Source organism: Allobosea sp. 10N428, assembly GCF_056394545.1.
On sequence record NZ_JBFTIC010000007.1, the window covers coordinates 109068 to 126880 of the forward strand.

18 protein-coding genes are annotated in these 17813 nt (G+C 65.7%); 9 read left to right on the plus strand and 9 right to left on the minus strand.

The features are described from left to right. Nucleotides 1-37 precede the first annotated feature (37 nt). From rph to hemW, 3 genes are all read left to right on the plus strand, one after another. Nucleotides 38-754 carry a ribonuclease PH gene (rph, locus tag AC1DDA_RS20650; RefSeq protein ID WP_476780119.1) on the plus strand — a complete coding sequence of 239 codons (717 nt, stop codon included), beginning with the start codon at nucleotides 38-40 and terminating at the stop codon, nucleotides 752-754. 184 nt (nucleotides 755-938) lie between these two features. Then, complete coding sequence (gene rdgB, locus AC1DDA_RS20655; RefSeq protein ID WP_476797262.1) at nucleotides 939-1586, plus strand: RdgB/HAM1 family non-canonical purine NTP pyrophosphatase; 648 nt, start codon at nucleotides 939-941, stop codon at nucleotides 1584-1586. After that, nucleotides 1583-2782 carry a radical SAM family heme chaperone HemW gene (gene hemW, locus AC1DDA_RS20660; RefSeq protein WP_476797178.1) on the plus strand — a complete coding sequence of 400 codons (1200 nt, stop codon included), beginning with the start codon at nucleotides 1583-1585 and terminating at the stop codon, nucleotides 2780-2782. Before rdgB ends, hemW begins: the two co-directional genes overlap by 4 nt. A gap of 157 nt (nucleotides 2783-2939) precedes the next feature. Here the strand turns inward: hemW and AC1DDA_RS20665 are convergent, their stop codons facing one another. The 5 genes from AC1DDA_RS20665 to ugpB all read right to left on the minus strand — a co-directional run bounded on the left by AC1DDA_RS20665 (nucleotide 2940) and on the right by ugpB (nucleotide 7904). Then, nucleotides 2940-4019, minus strand: coding sequence for a sn-glycerol-3-phosphate import ATP-binding protein UgpC (locus AC1DDA_RS20665; protein WP_476797179.1), 1080 nt, complete (start codon nucleotides 4017-4019; stop codon nucleotides 2940-2942). Between the two features lie 7 nt (nucleotides 4020-4026). Further along, nucleotides 4027-4875, minus strand: a complete 849-nt coding sequence (gene ugpE / locus AC1DDA_RS20670) for a sn-glycerol-3-phosphate ABC transporter permease UgpE (RefSeq protein WP_441509976.1) — start codon at nucleotides 4873-4875, stop codon at nucleotides 4027-4029. After that, a complete protein-coding gene (locus tag AC1DDA_RS20675) occupies nucleotides 4875-5624 on the minus strand; it encodes a creatininase family protein (RefSeq protein WP_441509977.1) in 750 nt (249 codons plus the stop codon). Before AC1DDA_RS20675 ends, ugpE begins: the two co-directional genes overlap by 1 nt. Next, the gene (gene ugpA / locus AC1DDA_RS20680) at nucleotides 5624-6505 is read right to left on the minus strand and encodes a sn-glycerol-3-phosphate ABC transporter permease UgpA (RefSeq protein ID WP_476797180.1); all 882 of its coding nucleotides are present in this window, start codon (nucleotides 6503-6505) and stop codon (nucleotides 5624-5626) included. The genes AC1DDA_RS20675 and ugpA overlap by 1 nt, the downstream gene beginning before the upstream one ends. A 73-nt stretch (nucleotides 6506-6578) precedes the next feature. After that, nucleotides 6579-7904 carry a sn-glycerol-3-phosphate ABC transporter substrate-binding protein UgpB gene (gene ugpB, locus AC1DDA_RS20685; protein ID WP_441509979.1) on the minus strand — a complete coding sequence of 442 codons (1326 nt, stop codon included), beginning with the start codon at nucleotides 7902-7904 and terminating at the stop codon, nucleotides 6579-6581. A gap of 195 nt (nucleotides 7905-8099) precedes the next feature. Here ugpB and AC1DDA_RS20690 point away from each other — a divergent pair, with 195 nt between their 5' ends. After that, a complete protein-coding gene (locus tag AC1DDA_RS20690) occupies nucleotides 8100-9278 on the plus strand; it encodes a fumarylacetoacetate hydrolase family protein (RefSeq protein WP_476797181.1) in 1179 nt (392 codons plus the stop codon). 76 nt (nucleotides 9279-9354) lie between these two features. Here AC1DDA_RS20690 and AC1DDA_RS20695 read toward each other — a convergent pair whose 3' ends face one another. After that, complete coding sequence (locus tag AC1DDA_RS20695; protein ID WP_476797263.1) at nucleotides 9355-10251, minus strand: methylated-DNA--[protein]-cysteine S-methyltransferase; 897 nt, start codon at nucleotides 10249-10251, stop codon at nucleotides 9355-9357. 219 nt (nucleotides 10252-10470) lie between these two features. Here AC1DDA_RS20695 and AC1DDA_RS20700 point away from each other — a divergent pair, with 219 nt between their 5' ends. Continuing rightward, a complete protein-coding gene (locus tag AC1DDA_RS20700; protein WP_476797182.1) occupies nucleotides 10471-11073 on the plus strand; it encodes a class I SAM-dependent DNA methyltransferase in 603 nt (200 codons plus the stop codon). Nucleotides 11074-11078: 5 nt separating this feature from the next. On the opposite strand, the gene AC1DDA_RS20705 is transcribed toward AC1DDA_RS20700, so the two are convergent. Then, nucleotides 11079-11621, minus strand: a complete 543-nt coding sequence (locus AC1DDA_RS20705) for a DUF2244 domain-containing protein (RefSeq protein ID WP_441509982.1) — start codon at nucleotides 11619-11621, stop codon at nucleotides 11079-11081. Between the two features lie 20 nt (nucleotides 11622-11641). Here AC1DDA_RS20705 and nth point away from each other — a divergent pair, with 20 nt between their 5' ends. The 4 genes from nth to AC1DDA_RS20725 all read left to right on the plus strand — a co-directional run bounded on the left by nth (nucleotide 11642) and on the right by AC1DDA_RS20725 (nucleotide 15762). Further along, nucleotides 11642-12343, plus strand: coding sequence for an endonuclease III (nth, locus tag AC1DDA_RS20710; protein ID WP_476797183.1), 702 nt, complete (start codon nucleotides 11642-11644; stop codon nucleotides 12341-12343). 130 nt (nucleotides 12344-12473) lie between these two features. Next, nucleotides 12474-13520 carry a D-xylose ABC transporter substrate-binding protein gene (xylF, locus tag AC1DDA_RS20715; protein ID WP_476780126.1) on the plus strand — a complete coding sequence of 349 codons (1047 nt, stop codon included), beginning with the start codon at nucleotides 12474-12476 and terminating at the stop codon, nucleotides 13518-13520. Nucleotides 13521-13604: 84 nt separating this feature from the next. Then, complete coding sequence (locus tag AC1DDA_RS20720) at nucleotides 13605-14933, plus strand: sugar ABC transporter permease (protein WP_476797184.1); 1329 nt, start codon at nucleotides 13605-13607, stop codon at nucleotides 14931-14933. A 10-nt stretch (nucleotides 14934-14943) separates the two neighbouring features. After that, the gene (locus AC1DDA_RS20725; RefSeq protein ID WP_476797185.1) at nucleotides 14944-15762 is read left to right on the plus strand and encodes an ATP-binding cassette domain-containing protein; all 819 of its coding nucleotides are present in this window, start codon (nucleotides 14944-14946) and stop codon (nucleotides 15760-15762) included. A 44-nt stretch (nucleotides 15763-15806) separates the two neighbouring features. Here AC1DDA_RS20725 and AC1DDA_RS20730 read toward each other — a convergent pair whose 3' ends face one another. Together AC1DDA_RS20730 and AC1DDA_RS20735 are read right to left on the minus strand one after the other, a co-directional pair. Continuing rightward, entirely contained in the window at nucleotides 15807-16169 is a 363-nt protein-coding gene (locus AC1DDA_RS20730; RefSeq protein WP_476797186.1) for an SPW repeat protein, read from the minus strand. A gap of 195 nt (nucleotides 16170-16364) precedes the next feature. Continuing rightward, nucleotides 16365-17723 (minus strand): esterase-like activity of phytase family protein, encoded by a 1359-nt coding sequence (locus tag AC1DDA_RS20735; protein WP_476797187.1) that lies wholly within the window; start codon nucleotides 17721-17723, stop codon nucleotides 16365-16367. Nucleotides 17724-17813: the final 90 nt, after the last annotated feature.

Below are 17813 nucleotides of genomic sequence, written 5' to 3' on the forward strand. Positions count from 1 at the left end.
TAAAAGCCGCCACTTCTCCGCAAGACAGGATCATTTCATGCGACCCTCCAAACGCGCCGCCGACGAGATGCGCAAGGTTACGCTCGAACGCGGCGTGGTGCGCTATGCCGAGGGCTCCTGCATGGTGACGTTCGGCGAGACCAAGGTGCTGTGCGCCGCGACTGTCGAGGAAAAGGGGCCGCCGTGGCTGCGCGGGACCGGCAAGGGCTGGGTCACCGCCGAATATTCGATGCTGCCGCGCGCCACCCATGAGCGCACGCGCCGCGAGGTCACCTCCGGCAAGCCCTCCGGCCGCACGCAGGAGATCCAGCGACTGGTCGGGCGCTCGCTTCGCGCCGTCGTCGACCTGACTGCGATCGGCGAGCGCCAGATCGTCGTCGACTGCGACGTGCTGCAGGCCGATGGCGGCACACGCACTGCCTCGATCACAGGCGCCTGGGTCGCCCTGCACGATGCGCTGAAGTGGATGGAAGGCCGCGGGCTCCTCAAGGGCACCCACCCGCTGAAGGACCATGTCGCCGCCGTCTCCTGCGGCATCGTCGCCGGCAACCCGGTGATCGATCTCGACTATGTCGAGGATTCCGGCGCGCAGACCGATGCGAATTTCGTCATCACCGGCGCAGGCGGCCTCGTCGAGGTGCAGGGCACGGCAGAAGGCGCGCCCTTCTCGGAGGATGAGCTGCTCGCGCTGCTCAAGCTCGCCAAGGGCGGCGTTTCCAAGCTCGTCGCACTGCAGAAGGCGGCGGTGGCTTAAGGTAGTCCGCTATGTCCGCACTGGAAATTGCGGTCGGAGCTACGATTGCTGTGATCGTAGTGGCCACGGTGATCGTGACCAGCCTTCGCCTAACTTCCAGCCACAAGGCACGCAGACAATCCTTCGAAGCCCCCGATCGAGGCTATCAGCCTCCGAATGATGACGGAGGACATGCAGTATGAACATCAGCCAAAACCGCCTCCTCACCGGCAAGGTCGTGATCGCGACCCATAACCAGGGCAAGCTGCGCGAGATGCGCCAGTTGCTGGCGCCTTACGGCATCGAACTGGTCTCGGCAGGCGAACTCGACCTGCCCGAGCCGGTCGAGGACGGCATGATGTTTTCCGAGAACGCGGCGATCAAGGCGGTCGCGGCAACGAAGGCGAGCGGCCTACCCGCTCTCTCGGACGATTCCGGCGTCTGCATCGATGCGCTCGACGGCGCGCCCGGCCTGTTCTCGGCCAACTGGGCCGGACCGGGCAAGGATTTCGCCCCGGCGATCGCCCGCGTGCAGGTGGAATTGGCCAAGCGCGGCGCGCACACGCCCGACAAGCGAAAGGCGCATTTCGTCTCGGCGCTGGTCATCGCCTGGCCGGACGGCCATCAGGAATTGTTCGAGGGGCGCGTCTTCGGCACGGTCACTCATGAGATCCGTGGCGCGGGCGGCTTCGGCTACGACCCGATCTTCCTCCCCGATGGCCAGGGCAAGACTTTCGGCGAGATGACGGCGGACGAGAAGCACGGCATCCCGGCCGATGGCTCGCCCGGCCTGTCGCATCGGGCGCGCGCGTTCCATGTGCTTGCCGCCGCGTGTCTGAGGAAACCGGCGTGAGCGCGGCGGCCGCCCTGTCGGAGCGGCCCACCGCCTCGCATCCGACTGCGGATGCGGGCTTTGCCGTCTATGTGCATTGGCCATTCTGCCTGGCCAAATGCCCCTATTGCGACTTCAACTCGCATGTACGCCTGCAGCCGCCGGATCAGGCCCGGTACATCGCCGCCTTCCGCCGTGAGATCGCGCATCGCGCCGCGCTGGCGCCGGGCCGCACGGTCTCCTCGATTTTCTTCGGCGGCGGCACGCCCTCGCTGATGGAGGGCCGCACGGTCGGGGCGATCCTCGACGCGATCGGCGAGCACTGGACGGTCGATCCGAATTGCGAGGTGACGCTGGAGGCTAACCCGACCAGCGTCGAGGCCGGCCGCTTCCGTGACTTCCGGGCGGCAGGCGTCAACCGCGTCTCGCTCGGGGTGCAGGCGCTGAACGATGCCGACCTCAAGGCGCTCGGCCGAATGCATTCGGCCGAGGAAGCGCTGGCGGCCGTCGCGATCGCACGCAAGTATTTCGAGCGCTATTCCTTCGATCTGATCTATGCCCGCTCGCCCGCCCAGACGCCGGCACTCTGGCGCGCCGAGCTGGAACTGGCGATCAGCCACGCAGCCGAGCATCTCTCGCTCTACCAGCTCACCATCGAGCCCGGCACCGCCTTCGAGCGGCTGTTCCGGGCCGGCAAGCTCGCCATCCCCGACCATGATGCGGGTGCGGCGCTCTACGAGACAACGCAGGAGATCACGGCCAAGCACGGCCTGCCGGTCTACGAGATCTCCAACCACGCCCGGCCGGGCGCGGAATGCCGCCACAATCTTGTCTACTGGCACTATGGCGAATATGCCGGCGTCGGCCCCGGCGCCCATGGCAGGCTGGTGACGGCGCAGGGGCGCATGGCGCATTCGACCGAGAAGCGGCCGGAAATCTGGCTGGAACGGGTCGAGGCCGAGGGTCACGCCCTCGTCGAAGACGAGCGCCTGAGCGAGGAATCGCAGGGCGACGAATATCTGCTGATGGGCCTACGTCTGGTCGAAGGTATCGATCCCGCAGTGTTCAAGGCGCTCGCAGGCCGCGAGCTCAATGCCAAGCGCATCGCCAGCCTGATCGAGGAGAAGCTGCTGATGCATAGGCAGGGCGGCAGGCTTGCGGCGACGCCGGACGGCGCGCTGCTACTCGATGCGCTGGTGGCCGATCTGGCGGCTTGAGGGTCGCCGTCGTTCGCGGGCGTCACCGCCGTCATGCTCGCCCTTGTGGCGAGCATCCAGGTCCTGAGCACGAGCCTCGTCCAGCGAAGACGTGGATGGTCGGGACAAGCCCGACCATGACGAGGTACCAGCGCCTGCGGCTTCCGCAGCGCCCCGCTCAGTCCTTCCCCAGCCGCGCGCCCGTCTTCGGGTCGAAGACATGGACCTTGGCGGGATCGACCGTGATCCAGAGCCGGCCCTCCTGAGCGGGAACGTCGCCGGTCGCCGCCTGCATCACAAAGGGCTGGCCGGAGAGCTTGCCGTGGAAGAGCTGGGTCGCGCCGAGTTCCTCGATGAACTCGACATCGAAGGGCAGCGAGCCGGCATCGTCATCGGAGACGATCTCGACATCCTCCGGCCTCAGGCCGACCTCGACCGGCATCTGGGGCGGCAGATCCTCGCGCAGGTCGTGCGCCTGCAACACGGTGTCGCCGAGCGCAACGATGCCGTGGCCGTCGACCACGCCCGGCAGGATGTTCATCGGTGGCGAGCCGATGAAGGTCGCGACGAATTTGCTCGCCGGCTTGCGGTAGACCTCGGCGGGCAGGCCGATCTGCTCGACCTGGCCGGCATTCATCACCACGAGCTTGTCGGAGAGCGTCATCGCCTCGACCTGATCATGCGTGACGTAGATCGCGGTGACGCCGAGCGCGCGCTGCAGCTTCTTGATCTCGACGCGCATCTGGACGCGCAGCTTGGCGTCGAGGTTCGAGAGCGGCTCGTCGAACAGGAAGACCTGCGGCTTGCGCACGATGGCGCGGCCCATGGCGACGCGCTGGCGCTGACCGCCGGAAAGCTGGCGCGGCCGGCGCTCCAGGAAGGGCTCGATCGCGAGGATGCGCGCAGCTTCCTTCACGCGCTTGTCGATCTCGTCCTTCGGCGTGCCGCGGTTGCGCAGGCCGTAGGCCATGTTGTCGTAGATGTTCATATGCGGGTAGAGCGCATAGTTCTGGAACACCATGGCGATGTCGCGGTCGGCCGGCTCGATCTGGTTGACGACGCGTTCGCCGATCGCGACCTCGCCGGACGAGATCGTCTCGAGACCGGCGACCATGCGCAGCAGCGTGGACTTGCCGCAGCCGGAGGGGCCGACGAGCACGCAGAAGCCGCCGTCGGGAATGTCGAAGGAGACGCCCTTCACGGCCTCGACGCCGCCGGCATAGACCTTTTTGACGTTGCTGAGAGTGACCTGGGCCATTCGCGGATTACTTCTCGGTTTCGACCAGGCCCTTCACGAAGAGCCTCTGCATGGCGATGACGACGAGGACGGGCGGCAGCATCGCGAGCATGGCCGTGGCCATGGCGAGCTGCCATTCGGTCAGCGCGTCGGCGGTGACGATCATCTTCTTGATGGCGATGACGATGGTCTGCATCGAGTCCTTGGTCGTCACCAGAAGCGGCCAGAGATACTGGTTCCAGCCATAGATGAACTGGATCACGAACAGCGCCGCGATCGTGGTGATCGAGAGTGGCAGTAGCGTGTCCTTGAAGAACTTGAAGGGGCCGGCACCGTCGATCTTGGAGGCTTCGAGCAGCTCATCCGGGATCGTCATGAAGAACTGGCGGAAGAGCAACGTGCCCGTCGCGGAGGCAATGAGCGGGACGGCGAGACCCTGATAGGTGTCGAGCATCCGCAGGTCCGAGACGATCTTGAACGTCGGGAAGATACGGACCTCGACCGGGAGCATCAGCGTGATGAAGATGATCCAGAAGGCGGCCATGCGGAACGGAAAGCGGTAATAGACAACCGCATAGGCCGAGAGCACGGAGATGAAGATCTTACCCAGCGCGATCGCCATCGCCATGATGAAGGAGTTCAGCATCATGTGGATCACCGGCTCGCGCGTCGTGCTCGACGTGCCGATGAAGAGGATGCGGTTGTAGTTCTCCAGGAAATACGGGCCGGGATAGAGCGGCATCTGGCCGTTGATCACGGTCGAGGCATCCCAGGTCGAGGCGACGAAGGTCAGCCAGACCGGGAAGGCGACGATCAGCACGCCGATCGTCAGGATGACATAGGCGATGATGTCGCCCAGGCGGCGGTCCTCGACCATCAGATCCCCTTCCCCATCTCGCGCAGCAGGCCGGCCAGCGCTTCCGCGCAGGCATCGAGACAGGCTTGACCTTTTTCAGCCGTCGCGCGGCGTGCATCGCCGATCACGCCGGTTTCGGTCATGTCCCGGAAGGAACGGTGGCGAGAAACCTCCGGGCGTCCAGACGACCCACCCCGCGCACCGAACGCTTCCGACAGGCGCGGCTCGCGAACGCAGCCCGGCGCCAGCACCATCATCATCGAGGTCTCGACCTCGCAAGCGTGCTGCACACCCTTCTGGTCCTCGAGCAGCGCCGGGAGCGCGGCCTCGGCCAGCAGGAAATAGGTGGTCGCCTCGACATGCAGCCGCGTCTCACGGGCGAAGTCGGGCAGAAAGGCGGTCAGCGCGGCGATGTTGCCGCCATGGCCGTTGACGATCAGCACGCGGTGGAAACCGTGGCGCTCGATGCTCTTCAGGAGCGAGAGCAGCACTGCCCGATAGGTCGGGATATCGAAGGTGAAGGTTCCGCCGAAGGCCATGTGATGCTCGGCCATGCCGCACCACAGCGTCGGCGCGACGACGACGTCGACATCATCAGCACGCTCAGCCGCGGCCTTGCAGACGCCGCTGCAAAGGATGGTGTCGACGCCGACGGGAAGATGCGGCCCGTGCTGCTCGATCGAGGCGACGGGAAGAACGACGATCGCGTCCTTCGCCGCCTTGGCGCGCAGCTCCTCGGCGGTTAGGTCCATCCAGAGCACGGACGCCATCAGTAGCTCACCTTGCGCTCGATGAAGCGGAACTGGATCGCGGTCATTCCGATGACCATGATCAGCAGGATCACCGACTGCGCCGCCGAGCCGCCGAGATTGGAGCCGCCCTTGCCGTCGGAGAAAACCTTGTAGACCAGCGTCTCGGTCGCGCCCGAAGGCCCGCCGCCGGTGACGGTGTCGATGATGCCGAAGGTGTCGAAGAAGACGTAGACGATGTTGACGACGAGCAGGAAGAAGGTCGTCGGCGAGAGCAACGGGAAGACGATGGTCCAGAAGCGACGCATCGGCCGGGCACCGTCGATGACGGCAGCCTCGATCACGCTCTTCGGGATCGACTGCAGGCCGGCGAGAAAGAACAGGAAATTATAGCTGATCTGCTTCCAGGTCGCCGCGAGGATGACGAGCAGCATGGCGTGATTGCCGTTGAGCCGCGGGTTCCAGGGAATGCCGAGCGATTGCAGACCCCGTGCGAGCATGCCCAGCGAGGGATCGAACATGAAGATCCAGAGAACGCCGGCAATGGCGGGCGCCACCGCATAGGGCCAAATCAGCAGGGTCTTGTAGATTTCAGCGCCGCGGATCTGCCGGTCTGCCATCACCGCGAAGAGCAGCGCGATCGACAGCGAGAACACGCAGACGAAGGTCGAGAAGATGACAGTGTTGATGAAGGCCTTGAGATAGCCGGGATCGGCGAACAGCAGCTGGTAGTTCTCGAACCAGACGAACTCGGTCGAAGTGCCGAAGGCGTCTTCGAGCAGGAAGCTCTGCCAGACCGCCTGGCTCGCCGGCCAATAGAAGAACACGACGGTGATCGCGAGCTGCGGCAGCAGCAGCAGGAAGGGGATGGTCAGCCCCCGGAAGTACGCGTTCTTCTGCATCGGCTTCCTTGAACAAGACGGCCATCCCGGACGGATTTGTCCGGGATGGCCTGAAGATGCAAGGGCTATCCGCTCAGCGCGAGGCTGTCCGCTCGAACTGGCGCAGCATCTGGTTGCCGCGCTCGGCCGCCGCGTCCAGCGCCGCCTGCGGCGATTTCTGGCCGTTCAGCGCCGCTTCCAGCTCCTCCGACCAGATGTCGCGGATCTGGACGAGGCTGCCGTAACGCAGGCCCTTCGAGTTGTCGGTCGGGGTCTTGTTGGTCAGCTCGAGGATCGGGGTCTCGAGATAGGGCTTGTCCTTGTAGAAGCCCGACGCCTTGACCTTCTCATAGGCGGCCTTGGTGATCGGCAGATAGCCGGACTCGGTGTGCAGCTTTACCTGACGATCGACATCCGAGAGGAAGGTGAAGAACTTGGCGACGCCCTTGTATTCGTCAGCCTTCTTGCCACCCATCACCCACAGCGAGGCGCCGCCGATGATCGAGTTCTGCGGCGCGCCCTGCACATCGGGATAATACGGCATCGGCGCGTTGCCCCAGTCGAACTTGGCGTTCGCCTTGACGTTGCCAAAGAAGCCCGAGGAGGTCAGGAAGATCGGGCATTCGCCCGAGGTGAAGCGGCCCTCGCCATTGTTGGTGCGGCCGGAGTAGTCGTAGGTCTTGTCCTTCTGCAGCTCGACCAGATTGGTCCAGTGCTTGAGGAAAACCGGGCTCTTGTTGAAGTTCAGCACGGCGTCGAAGCCGGCCATGCCGTTGACCTTGGTCGAGAGCGGGATGTTATGCCAGGCGCCGAACTGCTCGATATTGGCCCAGGTCGCCCAAGCGTTCGAGACGGCGCACTTGTCGTAGCCGGCGGCCTTCAGCTTCTTGGCGGCCTCGAAGGTCTCGGGCCAGGTCTTCGGCGGCTTCGCCGGGTCGAGGCCCGCCTTCTTGAAGGCGTCCTTGTTGTACCACATCACCATCGAGGACGAGTTGAACGGCATCGAGAGCATGTCGCCCTTAGCCGTCGAATAATAGCCGGTGATGGCGGGGAGATAGGCGTTCGGATCGAACTTCTCGCCGGCTTCCTTCATCACCTCATGAACCGGCTTGATCGCGCCCTTCGCCGACATCATCGTGCCGGTGCCGACCTCGAAGACCTGCAGGATGTGCGGCGCCTGGCCAGCGCGGAAAGCGGCGATGCCGGCGTTCAGCGTGTCGGGATAGGAGCCCTTGTAGACGGGAACGACCTTGTAGTCCTTCTGCGAGGCGTTGAAGTCCTCGGCGAGCTTGACGACCACGTCGTTGTTGGCGCCCGTCAGGGCATGCCACCACTGGATCTCGGTCTGCGCCAGAGCCGGCGAAGCGCCGGCGAGCGCAAAGGCGGCGACCGACATCAGGATGCGCGATTTGATGCTCATGGAGTGTCTCCCTTCCGCGGGCGGCCGCCGCCGCGGTTCTTGTCGTTGGTGCGCAAGCTAGCATGAAGCGCAGGCGACAGTTCAATGACAAAACGACGACAGTTTTTGCAAGGCACTTATGGCCGCGGCCGGCTTGCGCATTCACGCATAAACGGCTGATCTGCGCGTCCTGCCTCGCCTTTTCCGGACCGCATCATGACGAGCCTCGTCCTTTCCGCCTCGACAACCCTGCCACAGGATGCCGGCGGCGCCGCGCTGGCCGGCCGCGTCTGGCGGCCCGATCTCGGCGGCCCGGCAGTGGTCACGCTGCGCGACGGACAGCTCGTCGACATCACAGCCGAATTCCCGACCAGCCGCGACCTCTGCGAGAGCGCCGATCCGGCGGCCGCGCTGCGCACCGCGAAAGGCGAAGGTCTGGGCTCGCTCGCCGACATCCTGGCCAATACGCCCGTCGACGACCGCGATCCGAAGCGCCCCTGGCTGCTCTCGCCGCTCGACCTGCAGGCGGTGAAGGCGGCCGGCGTCACCTTCGCCGTCTCGATGCTGGAACGCGTCATCGAGGAGAAGGCGCGCGGCAACCCGGCCGCCGCCGCGACGATCCGCACGGAGATCGGAAAACTGATCGGCGACGACCTTTCCAAGCTGAAGCCCGGCTCGCCCGAGGCGATGCATCTCAAGGAGGTGCTGATCAAGCAGGGGGCATGGAGCCAGTATCTCGAAGTCGGCATCGGGCCGGACGCCGAGATCTTCACCAAGGCGCCGGCGATGTCGACGGTCGGCACAGGCGCCGATGCCGGCCTGCATCCGGCGTCGAGCTGGAACAACCCGGAGCCCGAAATCGTCCTGATCGTCGCCTCGGACGGGCGCATCGTCGGCGCCACGCTCGGCAACGACGTCAATCTGCGCGATGTCGAGGGCCGCTCGGCCCTGCTGCTCGGCAAGGCCAAGGACAACAACGCGGCGGCAGCCGTCGGCCCCTTCATCCGCTTCTTCGACGCCGGCTTCACGCTCGATCACATCCGCAAGACGACCGTGACCCTGACGGTGGAGGGCGAGGACGGCTTCACGCTGGAGGGCTCGTCCTCGATCGCCAAGATCAGCCGCGACCCGGCCGATCTCGCGGCACAGATGATCGGCCCGCATCACCAGTACCCGGACGGGGCGGCGCTCTATCTCGGCACCATGTTCGCGCCGATCAAGGATCGCGACGCACCGGGCGGCGGTTTCACCCATAAATACGGGGACATCGTCACCATCGCCGCGCCCGAGCTCGGCAGCCTCGTCAACCGCATGAAGCGCACCGACGCCTGCGAGCCCTGGACCTTCGGCGCCTCGCATCTGATGCGCCACCTCGCGAAGCGCGGGCTGCTTTAGGCGGAGCAGGCAAAGAGCGCGGGCGGATCGCGCTCGCGCTCTTCTGGGACATGTATCTCCGAAGTAGGCAGCAAGCTCAGCCAGTGATCGCCTGACCCGCCTCCCAGCCGAGGATGGCGCGCTTGCGCGTCAGGCCCCAGTGATAGCCGGTGAGGGCACCCGACTTGCCGATGACGCGGTGGCAGGGCACCACGAAGGAGATCGGGTTCTTGCCTACCGCCATGCCGACGGCGCGCGCGGCACTGGGCTTGCCGATATGGCTGGCGACGTCGCCATAGGTCGTGGCGCAGCCGACCGGGATCCGGAGCAGAGTCTCCCAGACCCGGACCTCGAAATCCGTGCCGATCAGCACGACGCGCAAGGGCGTCTCGGGCGTCCAGGCCTTGGGTTCGAAGATACGGGCGGCATAGGGTGCCGTCAGCACCGGATCGTAGTGATAACCGGCATGCGGCCAGCGACGCATCATGTCGGCCAGAGCCTCGGCGCGCCCGCCGACGACCTTGCCGCCGTCGACGCTGTTGGAGACCCAGCCCAGCCCGGCGAGACCGCGATCCGTGACCACGATCAGCGCCTCACCGAAGGGAGAGGCATGGAAGCCGTAGGAGAGCTTCAGCCCCTCGCCGCCGAGCTTCCATTCGCCGGGCGACATCGCCTCATGCGTGACGAAGAGGTCGTGCAGCCGGCCGGGGCCGGAAAGCCCGACTTCAAGCGCGGTGTCGAGGATGCTGGCCGAAGAGGCCAGCAGGCCCTTGGCGTGGTCGAGCGTGATCGCCTGCAGGAAGGCCTTGGGCGTCAGGCCGCACCAGCGCCGGAAGAGATGGTGGACATCGGTCGGCGTTGCGCCGGCCGCATCCGCGATGGCCTCGATGGTCGGCTGCTCGCGCCAGTTATGCGTGATGAAGGCCAGGATGCGGCGGACCGTATCGTAGTCCGAGCCCGGCGCCACGGCGGGGAAATCGGCCTCGCTCGGCATGGCTTCGGCAGCGCGCGCCAGCACCGCATTGGAAAAACGCGTCGGGGTCATCGCCGTTTTCATCGGAGCGTGAGCGTTCATGGCTTGAAACCTCGCATCATTCGTCATGATGCGAATCTAGGGCGCCAACCATGCCGTTCCCACCCGAAAGCTGACAAGGGCTGGCTTGCAGCCGCTATAGTTTCCGAGCCCAAGAGACCCCCATATTTTGGACGGACAATGGCGACCGCCTCCAGCGCTATCATCGATCTCTACGAGCGACACGCCGCTGCCTTCGACCGGCTGCGCGGCAAGACGTTGTTCGAAGGCGCGTGGCTCGACCGTTTCCTCGCGCTTGTTCCGGAGCATGCCGCCATCCTCGATATCGGCTGCGGCTCGGGCGAGCCGATCGCCCGCTACTTCCTCGGCAGGAACCGCGCCATCACCGGGATCGACTCTGCCGCGGCACTGATCGAACTGTGCCGCCAGCGTTTCCCGCAGGCCGAATGGCATGTGCAGGACATGCGCCGCCTTGTGCTCGGCCGCCGCTTCGACGGACTGATCGCCTGGGACAGCTTCTTCCACCTGACGCCGGAGGATCAGCGGGCGATGTTCCCGGTCTTTGCCGAACACGCCACCGCGACCGCAGCGCTGATGTTCACCAGCGGACCTTCGCATGGCGAAGCGATCGGCTCCTTCGAAGGCGAGCCGCTCTATCATGGCAGCCTGGCGCCGGAGGAGTATCGCGCGCTTCTGGCGGAGAACGGCTTCTCCGTGGTCGCGCATGTCGTCGAGGACGCAAGCTGCGGCGGCCGCACGATCTGGCTCGCCCGCAGGGGCTGATCGTCTCAGGATGCGCCATAATCGGGGCCGCGCCGGGCGCTCGCCAGCGCCTTTCCCAACGCATCCGCGAAGCCGGCGCGCTCCCGCGGCGAGAGCGCGGTGGCGACCGCGACGCTCCGGCCCCGCGAGACCAGCGTGAGGCCGAGCAGGCCGTAATCCTCATCGGTCTGACGTTCGAGCCGCGTCCAGGCGGGGTTGGAGCGCCAGATCGCCTCGCGGCCGTGATGCGAGACCTTGCGCAGCAAGACCTCCAGCGGCGTCACCACGATGCGCTCGAAGGCACGCGCATGCCGGAAATTGACGTGGAAGGCGACGAATAGCGCGAGCACGTCGAGGCCGAAGAAGCCGGCCACCGGCCAGGCGCCGAGCACGACGAAGGGAATCGAGGAGATCAGGCTCGCCAGGCAGACCAGCGTCATCACGATGCGAAAGCCGTTCTGGCCGAGCGAGCGATGCGGCGTGATCGTCGCGTCGAAGACCGGGCGCCTCATGGCGTCGGTGCTACCGCTGGCAGGAATCTCGCTGGCAGGGCTCTTGCCGGGGTCCATGGCGGCATTATAACGCCGTCATGGACCCGCAGAACAGGCCCGCCCGCCCCCGCGCCCCCGTCAAGCGCATCACGTTGCCGCGCGCCCGCAAGCCGGCCGAAATCCGCGAGATCTTCGCGCGTTTCCAAGCCGCCAATCCCGAGCCGAAAGGCGAGCTGGAATCCGTGAACGCCTTCACGCTGCTGGTTGCCGTCGTGCTCTCGGCGCAGGCGACCGACGCCGGCGTCAACAAGGCGACGCGCCCGCTCTTCGCCATCGCCGACACGCCGGAGAAGATGCTGGCGCTCGGCGAGGACAAGGTGCGCGACTACATCAAGACGATCGGCCTCTTCCGCACCAAGGCAAGGAACGTGATCGCGCTCTGCGAGAAGTTGATCGCGGAGTTCAGCGGGCAGGTGCCGACCACGCGCGAGGCGCTGGAAAGCCTGCCGGGCGTCGGCCGCAAGACCGCGAATGTCGTGCTCAACATCGCCTTCGGCGAGATCACCCATGCGGTCGACACCCATGTCTTCCGCGTCTCGAACCGGCTCAGGATCGCGCCGGGCAAGAACGTCTTGCAGGTCGAGCTCGGGCTGGAGAAGGCGATCCCGGAGGAGTTCGGCCGCCATGCCCATCACTGGCTGATCCTGCATGGGCGCTACACCTGCAAGGCGCTGAGGCCAGAATGCGGGCGCTGCATCCAGAACGACCTCTGCGACTCTCCCGACAAGCGCGTCGTCTGACGCTGCCCGAGCCGTCCCTTCGCCTGCTTGACAGTCTCCGGCGGCTAGGCTGAGCTTCGTGCGCCGGACGCCTTGGGGGCTCGGAGAAGCCTGAGAGTCTGCGGCAGAGGAAGCTCAGGAGGTCAGTGTGATGAAGCGTTTCGTCCTCGCGGCGAGCATCGCCGTTGCCGCCCTATCCGTTCACGCAAGCGCCTTCGGGCAATCGAAAGGCCCGGTCATCGGGGTCAGCTGGTCGAATTTCCAGGAAGAGCGCTGGAAGACCGACGAGGCCGCGATCAAGGCGGCGGTCGAGAAAGCCGGCGGCACCTATCTTTCCGCCGATGCGCAGTCATCGCCGGCCAAGCAGCTCACCGATGTCGAGAGCCTGATCGCGCGCGGCGCCAAGGCGATCATCGTGCTGGCGCAGGACGCGCAGGCCATTCGTCCCGCCGTCGAGAAGGCGGTGAACGAGGGCATCGGCGTCGTCGGCTATGACCGGCTGATCGAGATTCCGCAGGCCTTCTATCTGACCTTCGACAATGTCGAGGTCGGCCGGATGATGGCGCGCGAGATCCAGAAGGCGAAGCCGGCGGGCAATTACGTCTTCATCAAGGGCTCGAGCTCCGACCCGAACGCCAATTTCCTCTATCAGGGCTCGATCGAGGTGCTGAAGCCGGCGATCGACGGCGGCAAGATCAAGAATGTCGGCGAAGCCTTCACCGATGGCTGGCTGCCGGCGAACGCCCAGCGCAACATGGAGCAGATCCTGACGCGCAACCAGAACAAGGTCGATGCCGTCATCGCCGCCAATGATGGCACCGCGGGCGGTGCCATTGCGGCGATGGATGCACAGGGGCTCTCCGGCTCCGTGCCCGTCTCCGGCCAGGACGCCGACCGCGCGGCGCTCAACCGCGTGGCGCTGGGTACCCAGACCGTGACGATCTGGAAGGATGCGCGCGAACTCGGTCGCAACGCCGCCGAGATTGCACTGAAGCTCGCCGGCGGCGCCAAGCTCTCGGAGATCCCGGGTTCGGCTGCCTGGGACCAGGGCCCTTCCAAGCAGAAGATGACGGCGCTCTTCCTCAAGCCCGTGCCGGTGACGAAGGACAACCTCGCCGTCGTGATCGAGGCCGGCTGGGCACCGAAATCGGCGGTTTGCCAGGGCGTCGCGTCCGGCAAGGTCAAGGCCTGTGACTAGAGCAGGCTGCGATAAATTGGGAACCGGTTTTTCGCGCTCCAGATTTTTGATGAGAGACGGATTCGGATGTCAGATGGGGTCGCTATGCGATCCCATCTGACATCGTCCGGCTCTGACGTGGCACCCGCGCCGGCCAATTCGGCGCAGGATGAGCGCAGCCTTGCCGATCGTCTGCGCGAGATCGAGTTCGATCCGCGCATGATCGGCATGGTCGCCGCGCTCGCGGTGATCTGGCTCGGCTTCAACTGGCTGTCGGACGGCGCCTTCCTGACGCCGCGCAATCTCTGGAATCTGCTGGTCCAGACCGCCTCGATCGCGATCATGGCCTGCGGCATGGTGCTGGTCATCGTCACCCGCAACATCGACCTCTCCGTCGGCTCGATGCTCGGCTTCGTCGGCATGGTGGTCGGGCTCGTGCAGGTCCGGCTCCTGCCCGAGCTCTGGGGCTTCGAGCACCCGCTGACCTGGGTCGTCAGCCTGCTGCTCGCGATGGCGCTCGGCGGGCTCGTCGGGCTGCTGCAGGGCGCGCTGATCGCCTATCTCGCCATCCCCTCCTTTATCGTCACGCTCGGCGGCCTCCTGATCTGGCGCGGCGCGGCCTGGTGGGTGACGCAGGGCCAGACGATCGCGCCGATGGATTCGCGTTTCCGACCGCTCGGCGGCGGCGTCGAGGGCGCGATCGGCACAAGCGCCTCCTGGGCGATCGGCATCGCGCTCTGCGCCGCGATCTCAATCGGCGCAGCGCTGATCCGGCGCCGCCGCAAGCGCTTCGGCTTCCTGCTGCGCCCGCTCTGGGCCGAGATCACGATCGCCGGGCTCGGCTGCGCCACGGTTCTGGCGACGGTGATGGTGGCGAACGCCTATGCGCTGCCCGCCGGCATCGCCCGGCGCCTCACCGAGGCGAAAGGCGGCATATGGCCTGAGGGCGGCCTGACCATCGGCCACGGGCTTGCCGTTCCCGTGCTGATCGCGCTCGCGGTCGGCGTCATCATCACCTTCATCGCCAACCGCCTGCGCTTCGGCCGCTATGTCTTCGCCATCGGCGGCAACCCCGAGGCCGCCCAGCTCTCCGGCGTGAACACGCGCAAGGTACTGATGCTGGTGTTCGGTTTGATGGGTGTGCTCGTCGGCATCTCCGCCTGCATCTCGACGGCGCGCCTGAACGCCTCGACCAACGCCGCCGGCACGCTCGACGAGCTCTATGTCATCGCTGCCGCTGTCATTGGGGGCACCTCACTGGCGGGCGGCGTCGGCACCATCGCGGGCGCCATGCTCGGCGCGCTGGTGATGCAGTCGCTGCAATCGGGCATGGTGCTGATCGGCGTCGACGCGCCGCTACAGAACATCGTCGTCGGCATCGTCCTCGTCCTCGCGGTCTGGCTCGACGGGGTCTACCGCAAGCGGCTGAGCTGAGGAGGGAGCGATGAGCATCACGGAATCGGCTGGTCTCGCCGACACCCATCCGGGCCAGGGCACGCCGCTGATCGAGATGCGCGACATCTCGATCGCCTTCGGCGGCATCAAGGCCGTCGATGGTGCGAGCGTCGACCTGATGCCGGGCGAGGTCGTCGGCCTGCTCGGCCATAACGGCGCCGGCAAGTCGACGCTGATCAAGATTCTGTCGGGCGCCTACCGGGCCGATGCCGGCACGATCCGCGTGAATGGCGAGGAAGCAACGATCACGAGCCCACGCGACGCCAAGCAGCAGGGCATCGAGACGATCTATCAGACGCTGGCACTCGCCGATAATGTCGATGCCGCCGCCAACATCTTTCTCGGGCGCGAGCTACTCTCCGGCTGGGGCACGCTCGACGATGCGACGATGGAGGCCGAGACTCGCAAGGTGATGGGTCGGCTCAACCCGCATTTCCGCCGCTTCAAGGAGCCGGTGAAGGCGCTCTCCGGCGGCCAGCGCCAGTCGGTCGCGATCGCGCGCGCCATCTATTTCAACGCCCGCGTGCTGATCATGGACGAGCCCACAGCGGCCCTCGGCCCGGCCGAGACGAAGCAGGTCGCCGAGCTGATCCTGCAGTTGAAGAAGCAGGGTATCGGCATTTTCCTGATCAGCCACGACCTGCACGACGTCTTCGATCTCGCCGACCGGGTCACGGTGATGAAGAATGGCAAGGTCGTCGGCACGGCGCGCACTGCCGACGTCACCCAGGACGAGGTGCTGGGCATGATCATCTCGGGCAAATGCCCGCCGGCCGCGGTGGCCGGCCCCGGCGCGCTCCGCAGCTAGATCGCGCCGGGTCGATTCTGGAGCGGCGGGAAACGCGAAGCTCCCTACGCCGCCGCGTGCGGCTCGTGCCGATAATCCCAGACTGCCCAGCCCGAGATCGCCGCAGTCAGCAGGCCGACGATCATGTGAGGCCAGAAGGCGCGGAGGTTACCGGTGAAGCCCAGCATCCAGGGCGAGGCGACCAGCCAGAGTCCGAGCGCGAGATTCAGCCATTCCTCCCATTCGGCGAAAGCCGAAAGCGCAGCGACCGCAATCACGGCGAGAGCCACGCTGACGATCCAGGCATTGCGCGTCGGCACGAAGTCGCCGACGAAGCCCATGTACCATGGTGAGAAGAACAGCAGCCCGGCCAGGATCAGATTACACCAGTCCTGCGGTCGCCTGACGTTTGTATTCGCGGTCAACATGATCACCTCCATCGGTGACGATCATCCAACCACTACGCCTCGCGCATGAGGCGCTTGGTCGTTTTTATTATACGCTCAGGACAGCAACGGCTCAAGAACAGAGTAGGAACACCCGGCGGCCGATCGAATCCGACTGCCGGGCAAGACGACATGAGCCGCATCGCTGCGCCAATCGAGCCGGCGATGCGGGTGTTCTCACTTCGCGTCGAGCAGTTCCTTCACCGAGAGCAGGACGAGCTCGTCGTCATCCGCCTTCTTGGGATCACGCGAGGACGAGAACGGCAGGTTGTTGTCGTTGCCGACGACGATAATGCCCTTGGCGAGATCGACGACGTCGAAGTTCTCGATGGTGAAGAACGGGAAAGGTAGCACGCCGTCGATGGCGCCTTGCTTCGCCTTCTTGTCGGGGTCGGCGATCTTCATCAGGTCGATGAAGCCGATCTTGCGCACGGGCTTGCCGACATTGGCGTCGGTCATCTCGATCTTCACGATGCGCTTGAACTTGGCGAGGTCGTGGAAGCAATCCGGGCCCTTCTGGCCCGCGGCACAGGCCTTGTCGGCAGTGCCTTCGCCGTTGTCGCGCTCGATGATCAGCGCCGTCGTCGCGTCGATCATGTTGAAGTCGCCGATGGCGAGGCCCTTCTGCTCCAGCGGGAAGAACCAGGAGCGGCCGGTCCACTTCTCGTTGGCGACATCGAATTCGAGGATGCGCAGCACTTCCTTGCCGTCGACCTCTTCATTGCCCCTGGTCTCGGCGTTCCAGAGCGGACCCTCCAGCAGCGGGTAGAGGAAGCGCCCGTCCGGAGACTGCGCCATGCCCTCATAGCCCTTGGAGCGGCGGACATTGAATTCGACGGACTGGTTCGGTGCGCCGGGCGTCGTCACGGCGTAATGGTCAGGCGAGCGGGCCGGCTTGCCATCGACCGTGGTCTCGAACACCGCCTCGACCTTGCCGTTGGCATCGACGCGGATGAGATAGGGGCCGAACTCCTCGCCGATCCAGTACTTGCCGCCGATCGGCTGAATCGATTCCGGGTCGAAGTCGGCGCCGGTCAGATAGCGCTTCTCGGTGCCCTCATGAACGATGCGAAACGGCACCTTCTTGTCGGGGTCGTGCAGGAAGGTGGTCGAGAGACGCTCGATCGCGCCCTTGTCGAAATCGGCCTTGAGACGATGGAAGAACAGCATCGCGTCGGGCGAATTGACCTTGGAGCCGAAGCCGTTGTCGGTCAGGACGAGGAACTCGCCATTGCCGAGCGAGCGGATGCCGGAGAAGCCCTGCACGGGCTGGCCGGCGAAGGGCGTGGAAAGACCTGTCGGGCGGCCGCCCGAGGTGCCCATCACCGAACCGACGGTTTCGACGCGCTTGCCCGGGGTTACGAACTTGCCGGACACCTTAAGATCGGCCGGCGCATCGGCAGGAGCCGGGATGATCGTGTTCGCCGGCAGCAGGGCGTGACCGACGAGCTTCGACGGAAACTCCTTCTGGGCGTCCTGGGCCCCGGCGAGAACGGTCGAGGACAGGAGCAGGGCAATGACGAGCGACGAGCGCATGAAATTCTCCGGGCTGGAAATGACCAACCCGCTTCGCGCGCCGGGATTGCGCCCCAACGACAGCGCTGCGACCGTTCGGTGACGGGGCAT

Coding starts and splice junctions, on each gene's coding strand:
- rph (WP_476780119.1), top strand. CDS start 38: ATGCGACCCTCCAAACGCGCCGCCGACGAGATGCGCAAGGTTACGCTC.
- AC1DDA_RS20690 (WP_476797181.1), top strand. CDS start 8,100: ATGACGAGCCTCGTCCTTTCCGCCTCGACAACCCTGCCACAGGATGCC.
- xylF (WP_476780126.1), top strand. CDS start 12,474: ATGAAGCGTTTCGTCCTCGCGGCGAGCATCGCCGTTGCCGCCCTATCC.
- ugpA (WP_476797180.1), bottom strand. CDS start 6,505: ATGCAGAAGAACGCGTACTTCCGGGGGCTGACCATCCCCTTCCTGCTG.
- AC1DDA_RS20725 (WP_476797185.1), top strand. CDS start 14,944: ATGAGCATCACGGAATCGGCTGGTCTCGCCGACACCCATCCGGGCCAG.
- ugpE (WP_441509976.1), bottom strand. CDS start 4,875: ATGGTCGAGGACCGCCGCCTGGGCGACATCATCGCCTATGTCATCCTG.
- AC1DDA_RS20665 (WP_476797179.1), bottom strand. CDS start 4,019: ATGGCCCAGGTCACTCTCAGCAACGTCAAAAAGGTCTATGCCGGCGGC.
- AC1DDA_RS20700 (WP_476797182.1), top strand. CDS start 10,471: ATGGCGACCGCCTCCAGCGCTATCATCGATCTCTACGAGCGACACGCC.
- AC1DDA_RS20720 (WP_476797184.1), top strand. CDS start 13,605: ATGCGATCCCATCTGACATCGTCCGGCTCTGACGTGGCACCCGCGCCG.
- AC1DDA_RS20730 (WP_476797186.1), bottom strand. CDS start 16,169: ATGTTGACCGCGAATACAAACGTCAGGCGACCGCAGGACTGGTGTAAT.
- AC1DDA_RS20705 (WP_441509982.1), bottom strand. CDS start 11,621: ATGGACCCCGGCAAGAGCCCTGCCAGCGAGATTCCTGCCAGCGGTAGC.
- nth (WP_476797183.1), top strand. CDS start 11,642: ATGGACCCGCAGAACAGGCCCGCCCGCCCCCGCGCCCCCGTCAAGCGC.
- AC1DDA_RS20695 (WP_476797263.1), bottom strand. CDS start 10,251: ATGCCGAGCGAGGCCGATTTCCCCGCCGTGGCGCCGGGCTCGGACTAC.
- ugpB (WP_441509979.1), bottom strand. CDS start 7,904: ATGAGCATCAAATCGCGCATCCTGATGTCGGTCGCCGCCTTTGCGCTC.
- AC1DDA_RS20675 (WP_441509977.1), bottom strand. CDS start 5,624: ATGGCGTCCGTGCTCTGGATGGACCTAACCGCCGAGGAGCTGCGCGCC.
- AC1DDA_RS20735 (WP_476797187.1), bottom strand. CDS start 17,723: ATGCGCTCGTCGCTCGTCATTGCCCTGCTCCTGTCCTCGACCGTTCTC.